12 protein-coding genes are annotated in these 14,642 nt (G+C 62.8%); 9 read left to right on the top strand and 3 right to left on the bottom strand.

Annotation, left to right across the window (positions count from 1 at the left end; all coding sequences use genetic code 11):
- Positions 1 to 43: 43 nt before the first annotated feature.
- Positions 44 to 631: a helix-turn-helix domain-containing protein gene (locus LNV06_RS01060; RefSeq protein WP_263536395.1), complete on the bottom strand. Its 588-nt coding sequence runs from the start codon at positions 629 to 631 to the stop codon at positions 44 to 46.
- Positions 632 to 725: 94 nt separating this feature from the next.
- On the opposite strand from LNV06_RS01060, the gene kbl reads away from it, so the two are divergent.
- The 3 genes from kbl to LNV06_RS01045 all read left to right on the top strand — a co-directional run bounded on the left by kbl (position 726) and on the right by LNV06_RS01045 (position 3,973).
- The gene (gene kbl / locus LNV06_RS01055) at positions 726 to 1,931 is read left to right on the top strand and encodes a glycine C-acetyltransferase (protein WP_263536394.1); all 1,206 of its coding nucleotides are present in this window, start codon (positions 726 to 728) and stop codon (positions 1,929 to 1,931) included.
- A gap of 57 nt (positions 1,932 to 1,988) precedes the next feature.
- Positions 1,989 to 2,945: an NAD-dependent epimerase/dehydratase family protein gene (locus tag LNV06_RS01050; RefSeq protein WP_263536393.1), complete on the top strand. Its 957-nt coding sequence runs from the start codon at positions 1,989 to 1,991 to the stop codon at positions 2,943 to 2,945.
- Positions 2,946 to 3,178: 233 nt separating this feature from the next.
- Complete coding sequence (locus LNV06_RS01045) at positions 3,179 to 3,973, top strand: MipA/OmpV family protein (protein ID WP_263536392.1); 795 nt, start codon at positions 3,179 to 3,181, stop codon at positions 3,971 to 3,973.
- Between the two features lie 13 nt (positions 3,974 to 3,986).
- Here LNV06_RS01045 and LNV06_RS01040 read toward each other — a convergent pair whose 3' ends face one another.
- On the bottom strand, positions 3,987 to 4,799 hold the full coding sequence (locus LNV06_RS01040; protein ID WP_263536391.1) for an alpha/beta fold hydrolase: 813 nt from the start codon (positions 4,797 to 4,799) through the stop codon (positions 3,987 to 3,989).
- A gap of 18 nt (positions 4,800 to 4,817) precedes the next feature.
- Positions 4,818 to 6,122, bottom strand: a complete 1,305-nt coding sequence (locus tag LNV06_RS01035; protein WP_263536390.1) for an O-acetylhomoserine aminocarboxypropyltransferase — start codon at positions 6,120 to 6,122, stop codon at positions 4,818 to 4,820.
- 115 nt (positions 6,123 to 6,237) lie between these two features.
- Here LNV06_RS01035 and LNV06_RS01030 point away from each other — a divergent pair, with 115 nt between their 5' ends.
- From LNV06_RS01030 to LNV06_RS01005, 6 genes are all read left to right on the top strand, one after another.
- A complete protein-coding gene (locus LNV06_RS01030) occupies positions 6,238 to 6,708 on the top strand; it encodes a CBS domain-containing protein (protein ID WP_263536389.1) in 471 nt (156 codons plus the stop codon).
- 148 nt (positions 6,709 to 6,856) lie between these two features.
- Positions 6,857 to 7,957 (top strand): chorismate synthase, encoded by a 1,101-nt coding sequence (gene aroC, locus LNV06_RS01025; protein WP_263536388.1) that lies wholly within the window; start codon positions 6,857 to 6,859, stop codon positions 7,955 to 7,957.
- A gap of 5 nt (positions 7,958 to 7,962) precedes the next feature.
- Positions 7,963 to 9,165 carry an MFS transporter gene (locus tag LNV06_RS01020; protein WP_263536387.1) on the top strand — a complete coding sequence of 401 codons (1,203 nt, stop codon included), beginning with the start codon at positions 7,963 to 7,965 and terminating at the stop codon, positions 9,163 to 9,165.
- Between the two features lie 128 nt (positions 9,166 to 9,293).
- Entirely contained in the window at positions 9,294 to 10,496 is a 1,203-nt protein-coding gene (locus LNV06_RS01015; protein WP_263536386.1) for an efflux RND transporter periplasmic adaptor subunit, read from the top strand.
- A 10-nt stretch (positions 10,497 to 10,506) separates the two neighbouring features.
- Complete coding sequence (locus LNV06_RS01010) at positions 10,507 to 13,728, top strand: efflux RND transporter permease subunit (protein WP_263536385.1); 3,222 nt, start codon at positions 10,507 to 10,509, stop codon at positions 13,726 to 13,728.
- Between the two features lie 113 nt (positions 13,729 to 13,841).
- Positions 13,842 to 14,609: a substrate-binding periplasmic protein gene (locus LNV06_RS01005; RefSeq protein WP_263536384.1), complete on the top strand. Its 768-nt coding sequence runs from the start codon at positions 13,842 to 13,844 to the stop codon at positions 14,607 to 14,609.
- Positions 14,610 to 14,642 lie beyond the last annotated feature (33 nt).

Raw genomic sequence — 14,642 nt, 5'->3', positions numbered from 1 at the left:
GCAATAGCCCACAATAGCCCGCAAAGCCCGCACTGGCAATCAATCAGGGGTGCAAGACCACCAACAAGGCGATCGCGGGCTCGCCATCCGGCTTGGCCTTGTTGCGAATTGCGTGGGGGCCGTCCACCGCATAACGGGCGGTTTCACCGGTCGCCAGGGTTTGAATGCTGCCGCCGGCGCTGACCTCCAAGCTGCCACTCAAGACACTCAGATGCTCTCTTGAGCCCGGCTCATGGGCGGCTGACTCCAAGACGCCACCCGGCTGCACTGTCAGCTGATACCACTCGAACTGGCCCGCCAGATCAATTGGCCCCAAGATGCGCAGCTGGCAAAGCCCGTCGGGGCTGCTCATGCCGGGAATCGAATGCGCGGCGACTTTCTCAATCGCAGGCGCTGCGGTGCGTTCGCCGCCCAGCAGCTCTGACATCTCGACCCGCAGCGCATTGGCCAGACGCCAAACCACCGCAACGGTGGGGTTAGCCTGGTTGCGCTCAATCTGTGAAAGCATCGACTTGCTGACGCCGGCGCGGCGAGACAACTCGTCCAGCGACAGACCCTGCGCCTGACGCAGGCTTTGGAGTGTGGCGCCCACCTTGGGCGGCTCCAGACTCTCCAGATTGGGGATGGACATGCTTGACCTTGAAAACGAAATCCCAGATACTGCACGAAAGTTCGGTATATCGAACTGCGTTCAATTTAGTGAATTGTGCACCAGGAGACAGACGATGGCCAACACGCAAGAGTTCTACGCCCACCTGAACAGCGAGCTGCAGAGCATCCGTGAGGCGGGTCTGTACAAAAGCGAGCGCGTCATCACCGGTCCGCAAGGGGCCGTGGTGCACACCAATGACGGCAAAGAGGTGATCAATCTCTGCGCCAACAACTATCTGGGCCTGTCCTCGCATCCCAAGGTCATCGAAGCCGCGCACGAGGCCTTGCGCACCCATGGCTACGGCCTGTCCTCGGTGCGTTTCATCTGCGGCACGCAGAACCTGCACAAGACCCTGGAGCAACGCCTGGCCAAGTTCCTCGGCACTGAGGACACGATTCTTTATGCGGCCGCTTTTGACGCCAATGGCGGCCTGTTCGAGCCGCTTTTGGGTGAGCAAGACGCCATCATCAGCGACGAGCTGAACCATGCCTCCATCATCGACGGCATCCGCCTGTGCAAGGCCAAGCGCTTCCGCTACAAGCACAACGATATGGCCGACCTGGAGCGCTGCTTGCAGGAGGCCCAGGCCGCCGGTGCGCGTTTCACCTTGGTCTTCACCGACGGCGTGTTCTCGATGGACGGCACCATTGCCCAGCTCGACAAGATCCGTGAGATCACCGACCGCTACGGTGCTCTGCTGGGCATCGACGAATGCCACGCCAGCGGCTTCCTCGGCAAGACCGGCCGCGGCACCCATGAGTACCGCAATGTCTTCGGCAAGATCGACATCATCACCGGCACCCTGGGCAAGGCCCTGGGTGGCGCCTCAGGCGGCTTCACCAGCGGCCGCAAGGAAGTGATCGAATTGCTGCGTCAGCGTTCGCGCCCCTACTTGTTCTCCAACACCGTGGCGCCCAGCATCGTCGGCGCGTCTATCGCGGTGCTTGATCTGCTGGAGGGCTCGACCGATCTGCGCGACAAGCTGGAGGCCAACACCGCCTACTTCCGCGAAGCCATCCAAGCTGCTGGCTTCGAGATCAAGCCAGGCACCCATTCCATCGTGCCCATCATGGTGTACGACGCCGTCATGGCGCAAAAGCTGAGCGCACGCATTCTGGAGTTGGGCATTTACGCGGTGGGCTTTTTCTTCCCCGTGGTGCCCAAGGGCCAGGCGCGCATCCGCGTCCAGGTCTCGGCCGGCCATGAGCGCGAGCATCTGGAGAAGGCGGTGGCGGCCTTTGCCCAAGCCGGCCGCGAGCTGGGCCTGATCAAGGCCTGAGCCCTTTTTGCATTCAAGAAATTCCTCGACACGAACTCCCGCGAGAGCTTTAAACGCATGAGCACCACCAAGATCCTCATCATCGGCGCCAATGGCCAGATCGGCACCGAGCTGGCCCAAGAACTCGCCTTGCGCCATGGTGACGACAATGTCATCACCAGTGACTTAGCGCCCAAGGGCCGGGTGCCGCAGTTGCACCACGAGGTGCTGGACGTGACCGATGCCGCGGCCCTGGATGGCGTGGTCAAGCGCAATGCCATCACCCAGATTTACCACCTGGCGGCGGCCCTGTCGGCCACCGGCGAGAAGCACCCGATGTGGGCCTGGGACCTGAATATGAAGGGCCTGCTCAATGTCTTGGAGCTGGCTCGCACCCAAAAGCTGGACAAGATCTTCTGGCCCAGCTCGATTGCCGCCTTCGGCCCGAATACGCCTTCGCTGGACACACCGCAAACCACGGTGATGGACCCGACCACCATCTACGGCATCTCCAAGCTCGCGGGTGAGCGCTGGTGCGCCTGGTACCACAAGAACCACGGCGTGGACGTGCGCAGCCTGCGCTACCCCGGCCTGATCAGCTACAAGACCCCGCCCGGCGGCGGCACCACCGACTACGCCATCGACATCTTCCACTCGGCCTTGAAGACCGGGCGCTACACCTGCTTCCTGGAAGAGGGTCAGGGCTTGCCCATGATGTACATGCCCGACGCTCTGCGCGCCACCATCGAGTTGATGGAAGCGCCGGCCGAGGCGATTGTTCAACGCGGCAGTTACAACCTCGCAGGGGTGAGCTTCACGCCGGCCGAGATTGCCGCTGAAATTGCGCGCCAGCTGCCAGGTTTTGAAATCGACTACGCGCCCGACTTCCGCCAAGCCATTGCCGCCAGCTGGCCGCAGCGCATTGACGACAGCGCCGCGGTGCAAGACTGGGGCTGGAAGCTGCAGTACGACCTGAGCGCCATGGTGCGGGATATGTTGACGCAGTTGCGCCCCATCTTGGGCATTGCAGCGTAAACCGACCAAGACCCATCAAAACGAATCAAGGCAAAAAGCGCCGGAAAAGTGGCGTTTGAAATAAGCTGGTCCTCAGGCCCGGCACTGCTAAGCTCAGAGGCATGAGAGTCTCTGAGCTTTTGCCTTGTCTGGCCCTGCTGGTTTGCACGCTTTGTCCTGCTAATGAGCAGCCAGCATCCCCAGCTGCCTCTGAGCCGAGTGCTGATCCGATCGCGGGTCTGCTCAAGCCGCCCATGAAAGCCATGATCACCGTGCTCGACCCCGAGATGGCGCATGGTGAATTGGTGGACGATGACTTTCGCTACCTGCTGGGCGTGGCCAGCCACTATGGGCCCGATTACTGGGGCTCGAAGAGATACAGCACTTCGATTGGGCCGATGTGGGCGCTGCGCTGGGGCAAGTGGCGTATCTCCACTTCGGGCGGAGCCGCCTTGATGGGCTTTGGCCATGCGGCCATTGGGCCAGGCCCTGGCGCCAGCCGCGACCTCTACAGCGATGGGCGATTCAGATTCGGCCTCAGCCTGCGTCTGGATGGCGGCCGCAAAACCAGCAATGAAGGTGTGACCGCCGGCTTGCCCGAAGTGCGCAGCACCTTGCGCGGTCGCCTCTATGGTGCTTACACCCTGGCGCCCGAATGGCATCTGTCCGGCGCGCTGGGGCAAGACCTGGCGGGGCGGGGTGGTGGCTTGGTCGGTAATTTGGACTTGAGCCACAGCCTTTACCGCGACAGTCGATCTGAGCTCTTGGCCGGCATCAGCTTGGGTGGCGGCGATGCCCGCTATATGGACAGTTACTTCGGCGTGCCCGAAGGCAGCGTCGCCGCGACCCGCCTGGGACGCAGCTACCGGGCCAAGGCCGGCTTGCGCGAGTTCAGCTTGAATGCCGGCTATACCTATGCTTTCAGCCCCCATTGGCTGGGCTTTGCGAGTGCGGGCTACAGCCGCCTGCTGGGGCCGGCTTTGAGCAGCCCCATCATCGAGCAAAGCCAGGGCTACAGCCTGGGCCTGAGCATCGGTTATCGCAACTGAAGTCGCCGCAAGCTCAATCCCTTTGACGAGCCAAGGCCAGGCGAACGGCTTGCAGCATCAAGTCTGGTTGCTCGGCCATCAGCGAGTGACCTGCCGGCAGCAAATGAATCTTGGCCTGCAGGGCTTCGGCCAGTGAGCGGCTTTGTTTTGGCGAGGTCATTTGGTCGCGATCGCCCAGGATGAAGTCGCATGGGCATGTCACACGAGCTGCTGCCTCAAGACCACCGTCGTAGGCGTCACACAGCCGGAAATCATGCGCGAACAGATTGAGGGCCGTCTGCTTGGCTTGAATGCGCCGTTTCAACGCCAACTCAGCCCCTTGCAGCCAGGCCCCAGGGCCGGGGTATGAGGGTTTGGCAGCCAGGCTGGAGAAGGAGAACTGATTGACCATCTGAATGGCCTTGCCCGGGTCTGCCTCGGCGGTGTTCAAAAGCGCTTCGCTGACCTTCATCGGATAGGCGGTGCCTACCATCAGCAAATGGCTGGCGCGTTCCCACTGCCGGGCCGCAGCCTCAAGCGCGATCAGCGAGCCCATGCTGTGGCCAACCAAGGCCGCGCGGCTGATGCCGGCTGCATCGAGCAGATCCCAGATCCAATCGCCCAGCTCGGCAATGCTGCTCAGCGCCGGGCCGCCGCTGCGACCGTGGCCGGGCAAATCGACGGCCAATACCGCATGCCCGTGGTGAGCAAACCAGCGCGCCAGCAGGGTCCAGACGCTGTGGTCGTTCAAGGCGCCGTGGATGAAGACGAGCGCGGGCAGGGTGGGGTCCAGCGGCTTGCCGCCGGTGTAGGCATAGGCCTCATGGCCTTTGACGATGGTTTTCATCTGGCTGCTTCCCTGCGCTTATTTGGAGGCGAGCTTGAGGGCACGCTTCAGGTCATCAATCAAGTCGTCGGCATCTTCCAGGCCGATCGAAAGCCGGATGGTGCCCGGCGCAATGCCAGCCAGCGCGAGCGCGGCGTCGTCCATGCGGCTATGGGTGGTGGAGGCGGGGTGGATCACCAAGGACCGGCAGTCGCCCACATTGGCCAGGTGCGAGAAGATCTTCAAGCCCTCGATGAAGGTTTGCCCCTGAGCCCTGGAGCCTTTCAAGTCAAAGCTGAAGACCGAGCCGCAGCCGCGCGGCAGCAAGGTCTGCGCCAGCACATGGTCGGGGTGGCTGGCCAAGCCGGGATAGGCGACCTTTTCCACTTGCGGGTGTGCCGCCAAGAATTCGGCAATCTTCTGCGCGTTCTGCACATGGCGCTGCATGCGCAGCGACAGGGTCTCGATGCCTTGCAAGATCAGCCAGGCGGTGTGTGGGCTCATGCAGGCGCCAAAGTCGCGCAGGCCTTCGCGGCGGGCGCGCAGCAAGAAGGCGCCAACGGTGCTCTCCTCGGCAAACACCATGTTGTGAAAGCCCGCATAGGGCTCGCACAACTCAGGGAACAAGCCGTGCCGCTCATGCGCGGCCTGCCAGTCAAAGTTGCCGCTATCCACCAACACGCCGCCCACCACCGTGCCGTGGCCCGACAAAAACTTGGTGGCCGAGTGATAGACCAAATCCGCGCCATGCGCAAAAGGCCGCATCAGATACGGTGTGGTCAGGGTGGAGTCCACCAGCAGGGGCAGACCTGCCTCGTGAGCGATCTGGGCGATGTTCGGGATGTCCAGCACATCCAAGCCGGGGTTGCCCAGCGTTTCGCCAAACAGCAGCTTGGTGTTCGGGCAGATGGCCGCGCGCCAAGCGTCCAGGTCGCCGGGCTTCACAAAGGTGGTCTCGATGCCGAAGCGCGCCAGCGTGTAGTGCAAGAGATTGTGTGAGCCGCCGTAGAGCGCGCCGCTGGAGACGATGTGCGAGCCAGCGCCGGCAAGCGTTGCAATCGCCAAGTGCAAGGCGGCCTGACCGCTGGCCGTGGCAATGGCGCCGACGCCACCTTCCAAGGCCGCGACACGCTCTTCAAACACGGCCGTGGTCGGGTTGGACAAGCGCGAGTAGACATGGCCGGCGCGTTCCATATTGAACAGCGAGGCGGCGTGCGCTGAGTTCTCGAACACAAACGAAGTGCTTAGATGCAGCGGCGTGACGCGCGCGCCGGTGCTCGGGTCAGGGGCGGCTCCGGCGTGTAGCGCCAAGGTGTCAAAAGCAGGGTCGGCATAGCCGGACATGGTGTCTCCCGGGTGTTTGATGCGCAGATTGTGTGCTATGTTTCCAACCGGTTACCAACCCAGGAACGGGGCCCGAAAATTCGGCCCTTTTTGCCTAGTGCTTGAGGAGAAATTCATGAAGGTCGTCGACATACTGCGGGTCAAGGGCGGAACGCTGTTCACGGTCACGCCGGACGAACCCTTGTCGGTGGCCGTGACCACCATGGCCGAGCGCGACATCGGCTCGCTGGTGGTGATGACGCATGGCGATTTGATCGGCATGCTGACCTTTCGCGAGGTGATTGCGGCGATCGTGCGCAATGGCGGCAGCGTCGGCAATATGCTGGTTCGCACCGTCATGGACGACCATCCGCTGACCTGCACCCCTGAGACCGAAATCGACGAAGTGCGCCGCATGATGCTGGGCCGCCACGCCCGCTACATGCCGGTGCTTGACGGCCGTACGCTGATGGGCGTGATCTCTTTTTACGACGTGGCCAAGGCCGTGGTCGACGGCCAAGACTTTGAGAACCGCATGCTCAAGGCCTATATCCGCGACTGGCCGCTCGAAGACAACCCGCAAACAGCGGGTGAGTCCAAGTTCTAAAGCTCGGGCTGATTCAGCCCTGCTGAAAACAAAGCGACCCCAGGGTCGCTTTTTTCTTGGCCGCCCGGCTTGCCTTGCAGGTGGCCGATAGAATCGGCTCGGCCTCCTGAAGGCCACTTCCGCAACGCTTCAGCACTCCAGGTTCCCCATGTCAGGCAGCACTTTCGGCGAATTGTTCCGTGTCACCAATTTCGGCGAGAGCCACGGACCCGCGATCGGCTGCGTGATTGACGGCTGCCCCCCGGGCCTGGCCTTGAGCGAGGCCGACATCCAGCCCGAATTGGATCGCCGCCGCCCCGGCACCTCGCGCCATGTGACCCAGCGCAATGAACCCGATGCGGTGGAGATCCTTTCCGGTGTGTATGAAGGCTTCACCACCGGCACGCCGATTTGCCTGCTGATCAAGAACACCGATCAGCGCAGCAAGGACTACGGCAACATCCTCGACACCTTCCGCCCCGGTCATGCCGACTATGCCTACTGGCGCAAATACGGCCTGCGTGATCCGCGCGGCGGCGGTCGCAGCTCGGCCCGCATGACGGCGCCCATGGTCGGCGCCGGCGCGGTCGCCCGCAAATGGTTGAAGGAGAAATTCGGCACCGAGTTCCGCGGCTGCATGACGCAACTCGGCGAGATCGAGATCCCCTTCGAAGGTTGGCAGCATGTGGGTGACAACCCCTTCTTCGCAGCCAACGCCAGCAAGATTGCTGAGCTGGAAGCCTATATGGACGCGCTGCGCAAGTCGGGCGATTCGGTCGGCGCACGCATCCGGGTCGAAGCCACCGGCGTGCCTGTGGGCCTGGGCGAGCCGCTGTTCGACAAGCTCGATGCCGATATCGCCTACGCCATGATGGGCATCAATGCGGTCAAGGGCGTGGAGATCGGCGCCGGTTTTGGCGTCGTCACTCAGCGCGGCAGCGAGCATGGCGACGAGCTGACGCCGCTGGGTTTCGCCTCGAACAACTCGGGCGGGATGCTGGGCGGCATCTCCACCGGCCAAGACATCGTTGCCTCTATCGCCATCAAGCCCACCAGCTCGATTCGCACGCCCAAAGCCTCGATCAATCGCGCCGGTGAGGTCTCAACGGTGGAGACGTTCGGCCGCCACGACCCCTGCGTGGGCATCCGCGCCACGCCGATTGCCGAGGCCATGCTGGCCCTGGTCTTGATGGACCATGCGCTGCGCCACCGCGCCCAATGCGGCGATGTGGTCTTGCCGATTGAAGCGATCAAGGCCTCCGCTCCTTGAATTGAATGACTGACAGCGCCGCCTCCAGGCGCACGCTGCTGGCTTGCAGCGCGCTCTCATTTGCCTACTTTGCAGCCATCGGTGGCTTCAACCCCTTTGCGCCGCTTTGGTACAAGGAGCTGGGCCTGCCGGTGGTGGCGATTGGCTTCTTGGTATCGCTGGCCAGCTGGACCCGGCTGTTCGCGCCCTATGCCTGGGGCGCGCTGGCTGACCGCAGCGGCCAGCGCATCAAGATCATCCGTTATGCCGCCCTGGCCAGCTTTCTTGCGGCGCTTGGCTTTTTGTTGCCACCGCCTTGGCAGACGGTGAGCACGCTGGCGGCATCCACCTTTTTGATGTTCAGCTTCAACGCGGCCATCGTGCCGCTGACTGAGACGCTGATCGCTGCGCAACTGATGACGCCCGATGGCAGCATGGATGCGCGCCGTTATGGCCAGGTGCGGGTCTGGGGCTCGGTGGGCTTTTTGGCGACGGTATTGATCGCCGGCTGGTGGTTTGAGCATTTCGGCATGAAGGCCTTTGCCATCACGACCTTAGTCCTGTTGGGTGCTGTGGTCGTGATGGCCTGGCGGCTGCCGCAGCAACAAGAGCGCCCGGCCCATGCCCATGCGCCGGCGCCACCGGTGGCCAAGGTCTTGCGCCGCCCGGAAGTGCGCTGGTTTTTTGCCGGTGTGTTCTTGACGGTGCTGGCGCATACGGCGCTCTACACCTTCTTCAGCTTGTTCATGGATTCCATGGGCTACGGCAAGCAGATCGTGGGGCTCCTGTGGGCTGCCTCGGTGGTGGTGGAGATTGCCTGGTTCGCTTTGCAGGGCCGCATGATGGAGCGGGGTAGCCTGCACCACTGGCTGATTGCGGCGGCGCTGCTGACCGCCTTGCGCTTCGGGCTGACCGGGGCTTTTGCCAGCAGCTTGAGCATCTTGGTGCTGGCGCAATGCCTGCACGCCATCACCTTTGCGGCCCAGCACACCGCCTGCATTGCCTTGGTGACGCGCTATTTCCCCGGCACGCTGCGGGGTAGGGGGCAGGCGCTCTATTCGGTGTTGGGCTATGGCTGCTCCGGTGTCTTGGGTAGCGTGGCTGGCGCTTGGCTGGTTTCACATACCGGCTATGCCGCCGTCTTCGGCGTGGCCTCCCTGGCGGCCTTGGCCAGTGCCTTGTGCTGCTGGCGCAGCTTGGTTTGGGACCGTCGCAACGGCACTGCTTAAAACCCACCATCGGTGCCGGAAGCAGATCGTGCCCCGCATTCTGCAGTTCATCCCACTTGCCCTCCCGGCGGCGGCCCCTCATCCCTACACTGCGGCCACTTTCAGCTCGACAGTCAATGGGGGACTCCATGCGCAAGCAGTGGCTTATCGGCGGCATCGCCGCAGTGGTTTTGGCAGGTGGCGCCGGCGTGGCGCTTCTGGGTAGCAGCAAGGCCAGTCAGTCTCCGTCGTCTGGCGCAAAGGCCAGTGAGAGCAAGAAGGGCGAAGACGGCAAGGCCAGCGTGGCGCTCGAGTTCGTGCCCAACGAGGTGGTCAAGCCTGTGCTGACCAGCATGCCCGCGCAGATCGAGTTCTCAGGCCCCTTGGTGGCGCCCGGCACCGTGGTCGTGCGTGCCAAATCTACCGGCACCCTGGTGAACCTCAGCGTGGCCGAAGGCAGCCGAGTCAAGGCCGGCCAGAACCTGGGCCAACTGGACCTGGAAGAGCTGCGCTATCGCATCGCCGAGCGCAACGCCTCTTTGGAGTCGGCCCGCGCGCAGTTTGACCAAGCCGAGCGTCAGTTCAAAGCCAATCAAGGTCTGGCGGATCAGAAGTTCATTGCCTCAACGGCGCTGGACACTTCAAGAGCCAGTTTGGAAGCCGCCCGCGCCCAGGTCTCGGCCGCCAAAGCGCAGTTGGACACCGCCCAGGTGACGCTGCGTCAGGCCGCCTTGGTGGCGCCCATCAGCGGTGTGGTCAGCAAGCGCCATGCGCTGCCCGGCGAGAAGTTGGCACCCGAACAGCAAATTCTCAGCATCGTGGACTTGAGTCGCCTGGAGTTGGCCGGCTTGGTCGGCACCCACGAGGTCAGCCGCTTGAAGCCCGGCATGCCGGTGCAGATCAAGGTGGAGGGCAGCGATCGTCCGGTGGAAGCGCGCATCAGCCGCATTGCCCCGGCCGCTGAGCCTGGCACCCGGTCCATCGGCGTGACCTTGGAGTTGGCCAATCCGAAAGAAGAGTTCCGCGCCGGCCAGTACGCAGTGGCCCGCGTGGAGTTGCCCGACGATGCCCAGCGCCTGACCGTGCCGCAAGCGGCGGTCAGCAGCAATGCCGGCCAAGAACAGGTGTGGATGATTGAGAACGGCGCCTTGCTGCGCCGCATCGTCACCACCGGCCGCAGCGATGCGCGAGAGGGTCGCGTGGAGGTGCTGCAAGGCCTCACGCCCGCTGCCCAAGTGCTGGCCGCACGCTTCGACAATCTGCGCGAAGGCGCCAAGGCCTCGGTGGTGCCCGCCAAGACCAAGGTGGCAGCAAGCTCGGCGCCAGCGGCCTCTGCAGCTGCGGTGAACTGAGGATCGCATCATGTGGATGACCAAAGTTTCGATCCAGAACCCGGTCTTCGCGACCATGGTGATGGTGGCCTTGTGCGTGTTGGGTTTGTTCTCCTACGCCAAGCTGGGCGTTGAGAACATGCCCGACATCTCAATCCCAGTGGCCTCTGTGGATGTGCGCTATCCCGGCGCTTCGCCCGAAGCGGTGGAGCGCGAAGTGGCCAAGCCGCTGGAAGAAGCGCTCAACTCGATTGCCGGCGTTGAAAAAGTGATGTCGCGCAGCTTCGAAGGCCGCGTGCAGGCCCAGGTCGAGTTTGGCCTGAACACCGATATGGGCCGCGCCATGCAAGAGGTGCGTGACCGTGTCGCTGCGGCTCAAGCCGCTTTCCCCAAAGATGTGAAAACACCGACGGTGGCGCGGGCGCAGATCGAAGACAGCCAGCCTATCGTGCTGGCCGCGCTGATGAGCAAGACCCGGCCGGCCCGTGAGTTGTCCATGATGGCCGAGCTGAGCATTGCAAAACGCCTGGGCCGGGTGGACGGCGTGGCCCGCGTGGATGTGGGCGGCCTGGTGACCCGAGAGGTGCGCATCGATCTGGATCCGCTGCGCCTGCGCGCTTATGGCGTGACCCCGGCCGAGATCTCGCAAGCCTTGCGCGAGGCCAATGCCGACCAACCGGTGGGCCTGATCTCTGACAAAAACGCCGACGCGATCCTGCGCGTTGAGGGCCGGGTCAAAGACCCCAAGCAGTTCTCCAATATCGTGGTGGCGCGACGCGGCAATCTGGTGCTGACCCTGGGCGACCTGGGCACCCTGGTTGAACGTGAACGCGAGGCCGACAGCATTGCCCGCATCAATGGCGCGCAAGCCGTCAGCTTCAATGTCTTCAAGCAGCAAGACGCCAATATCGTGACCACCGGCGAAGGGGTCAAGGAAGCGATGGAGGAGCTGCGCAAAAACCTGCCGGCCGATGTTGAGCTGAACCTGATTTTTGCTTCCAGCGATAACGTCAAGAATGCACTGGACGGGCTCAAACACACGCTGGTGGAAGGCGCGCTGCTGACCATCGCCATCGTCTTCCTGTTCCTGCACAGCTGGCGCTCGACCATCATCACCGGCCTGACCCTGCCGATCGCGGTGATCTCCAGCTTCATCGCCGTCCATGCTTTTGGCTTCACGCTGAACTTCATGACCATGATGGCCCTGAGCCTGTGTATCGGCCTCTTGATCGATGACGCCATCGTGGTGCGCGAGAACATCGTGCGCCATGTCGGCATGGGCAAGGACCACCGTACCGCCGCCTTTGACGGCACCAACGAGATCGGTCTGGCGGTGATGGCCACCACCTTCGCCATCTGCGCGGTGTTTGTGCCGATCTCCTTCATGGGCGGCATCATCGGCAAGTTCTTTTATCCCTTTGGCATCACCGTCGCGGTGGCGGTGCTGGTGAGCTTGTTTGTGAGCTTCACGCTGGATCCGATGCTCAGCTCGATCTGGAAAGACCCACCCAGCCACTATCTGCAGCGCGTGCCTGTCATCGGTCATTTGCTCCGCGCGACCGACCGTGGCATGGACGTTTTGCACCGCGTCTATGAGGTGGCGATTCGCTGGGCCTTCTCGGGTCGCCGCTATCGGATTTTCGTGCCGCCGATCCCGGTGTTTGGCCGTCCCTTCGATGCGCAAGGTCAGCGCGATCGCAGCCAAAAGCGCCGCCTGCGTCTGGCCACCATCACGCCGCGCGGCCTGGTGATGATGGCCGGCGTGGGTAGCTTTGTGCTGGCCTTGGTGCTGGCCGGCTTTGTCGGCAGCGAGTTTGCGCCCAAGACCGATGACAACTTCACCCAAGTCAATCTGCGCATGCCCGTGGCCTCCAGCCTGGAACGCAGCAATGCCAAGGTGGCGCAGATCGAAGCGATCTTGAGCGACTACAAAGAGATCAAGACGGTTTCCACCGTGGTCGGCGGCACCGGCGAGGGCATGACCACCGGCCGCAACCAAGCCACCTTGAGCATCTCTTTGGTCGACAAGAAGGAGCGCAAGCGCAGCCAAAAGGAGGTTGAAGACGCGATCCGTGCCGACATCGCCAAGATCCCTGGTGTGGACGCCAGCGTCGGCGGCGACCGCGCCATCTGGATCACCTTGCTGGGCAATGACCCGCAAGTGCTGACCCAGGCCGCCAATGATTTGGTGGCCAAGATCAAGAAGATTCCGGGTGCAGTGGATGTGGAAACCACGGTCAAGCCCGGCCTGCCGGCCTATGCCGTCAAGCTGAAGGATTCGGCCGTGCGCGAGCTGGGCCTGACGGCGCCGCAGCTGGCTGCCTCCTTGCGCGCCTATGTGAACGGTGATGTGGCCACCTACTGGACCACGCCGGACGGTAACCAGGTCGAGGTGCTCTTGCGCTTGCCGGTCGAGGCTCGCCAACGGGTGGATCAGATGCTCAAGCTGCCGGTGGCCTTTGCCAAAGACGGCTCGCCCATCGCGCTGGACCAGGTCGCCACCATCGAGTCGGTCTTCAACCCGGAGGTGATCCGTCGCCAGAATTTGCAGCGCCGCGAGGCCGTGTTTGCCGGCACCGAAGGCCGCCCGTCTGGTGACGTCAATGCCGATGTGCAAAAGATGATCAAGGCCACCCAGCTGCCGCCCGGCGTCAGTTTCAATGTGGACGGTGGCGCCAAACAGCAGGCCGAGGCCTTCAAGGGTTTGTTGGCGGCCATGGGCCTAGCGGTGATCTTCATCTACATCGTGCTGGCCAGCCAGTTCGGCAGCTTTGTGCAGCCCATTGCTATCATGGCTTCGCTGCCATTGGCTTTGATCGGGGTGATGTTGGCCTTGCTGATCACCGGCTCGACGCTGAATGTGTTCTCCATGATTGGCCTGGTGATGCTGATGGGCTTGGTCAGCAAGAACGCGATTTTGTTGGTGGACTTTGCCAACCATGCCCGCAAGGCTGGGGCCACGATTCCTGAAGCGCTTTTGCAAGCCGGCTTGATCCGTATGCGACCCATCATCATGACCACCGCAGCCATGGTCTTCGGCATGTTGCCGATGGCGATTGCGCTGAACCAAGGTGCTGAGGTTCAGGCACCGATGGGCCGCGCCATCATCGGCGGGGTGATCACTTCCACGCTCTTGACCCTGGTGGTGGTGCCGGTGCTGTACTCCTATCTGGTGCGCGAGCGCAAGCCGGCGAAGAAGGCTGCCGCAGCAGATGAGTCCAGTGCCTCGCTGGGTTTGATGCCTGCGGAATAGACCGGCAGCAGCTGACAGAGAAGAGGGCGCCTTGGGCGCCCTTTTTTCATCAGGGGATGATTCTCATGGGGTGTCGGCAAAGCAGATTTCTTGCTGCTATCCTCACGCCACCGATGCAGACCCCCATCACAATTTTGCGCTACGGCTTGCCTTGCCTCTTGCTCAGCCTTTGCTTGATGCGGCCTGCGCAGGCCGATGTGCGGCTGCTGAGCGAAGAGTTTCCGCCGGTCAACTTCAGTCAGGACGGTGTGCCCAAGGGCCTGGCAGTTGAGATCGTTCAGGAAATCCAGCGCCGGCTGGGCCAGAAGCAGAGCATTGAATTCATGCCCTGGGCCCGAGCCTTCCGCGAGGTCAAGGGGCCAGGCGCAGTGGCGCTGTTCTCGATGGCTCGCACGCCGGAGCGTGAGAAGCAGTTCAAATGGGTCGGCCCCATCGTCACCTTTTACAGCTCCATCTATGCGCCAGCAAAGAATGGCATGCGTTTGCGCAGCATGGACGACGCCAAACGCGCCCAGGCCGTGCTGGTGGTGCGCGACTGGTTCACCGCCGAAGAGCTCAAGACCTTGGGCTTTCAGAACTTGCTTCCGGTCACCGACCCGGTGACCGCCATCAAGATGCTGCTGGCCAAGCGGGCGCCGTTTTATGCCACCGAGCGCTTGTCCATGCCGCAGATCATGGCCAAGGCGGGGGTCTCAGAAGAAGCGCTCGAGATCGTCTACAGCTATGCCAGCTCGGAAGGCTATATCGCGTTCTCTACGGATACACCCGACGCTGAAATCAAAGCCTGGTCCGACAAACTGCAAGAGATGAAACGCGATGGCAGCTTCTTGGCCATCTACAAACGCTGGCTGCCCAAGGACAAACCGCCTTTGGATCGCTAGGCCCAGGCAAGGGGACGCCCGGGCCTTGGCTCT

Origin of the sequence: Paucibacter sp. Y2R2-4 (genome assembly GCF_025717535.1) — a bacterium.
Classification (GTDB): Bacteria; Pseudomonadota; Gammaproteobacteria; order Burkholderiales; family Burkholderiaceae_C; genus Paucibacter_A.
Note: the sequence above shows the minus strand (reverse complement) of the source record. Positions and strands in the feature narration are given on the sequence as shown.

Bases quoted from the DNA above. Each gene is read 5' to 3' on its own strand.
- LNV06_RS01030 (WP_263536389.1), top strand. From the start codon at position 6,238: ATGAAGGTCGTCGACATACTGCGGGTCAAGGGCGGAACGCTGTTCACG.
- LNV06_RS01060 (WP_263536395.1), bottom strand. From the start codon at position 631: ATGTCCATCCCCAATCTGGAGAGTCTGGAGCCGCCCAAGGTGGGCGCC.
- LNV06_RS01050 (WP_263536393.1), top strand. From the start codon at position 1,989: ATGAGCACCACCAAGATCCTCATCATCGGCGCCAATGGCCAGATCGGC.
- aroC (WP_263536388.1), top strand. From the start codon at position 6,857: ATGTCAGGCAGCACTTTCGGCGAATTGTTCCGTGTCACCAATTTCGGC.
- LNV06_RS01040 (WP_263536391.1), bottom strand. From the start codon at position 4,799: ATGAAAACCATCGTCAAAGGCCATGAGGCCTATGCCTACACCGGCGGC.
- LNV06_RS01010 (WP_263536385.1), top strand. From the start codon at position 10,507: ATGTGGATGACCAAAGTTTCGATCCAGAACCCGGTCTTCGCGACCATG.
- kbl (WP_263536394.1), top strand. From the start codon at position 726: ATGGCCAACACGCAAGAGTTCTACGCCCACCTGAACAGCGAGCTGCAG.
- LNV06_RS01015 (WP_263536386.1), top strand. From the start codon at position 9,294: ATGCGCAAGCAGTGGCTTATCGGCGGCATCGCCGCAGTGGTTTTGGCA.
- LNV06_RS01020 (WP_263536387.1), top strand. From the start codon at position 7,963: ATGACTGACAGCGCCGCCTCCAGGCGCACGCTGCTGGCTTGCAGCGCG.
- LNV06_RS01005 (WP_263536384.1), top strand. From the start codon at position 13,842: ATGCAGACCCCCATCACAATTTTGCGCTACGGCTTGCCTTGCCTCTTG.
- LNV06_RS01045 (WP_263536392.1), top strand. From the start codon at position 3,179: ATGAAAGCCATGATCACCGTGCTCGACCCCGAGATGGCGCATGGTGAA.
- LNV06_RS01035 (WP_263536390.1), bottom strand. From the start codon at position 6,122: ATGTCCGGCTATGCCGACCCTGCTTTTGACACCTTGGCGCTACACGCC.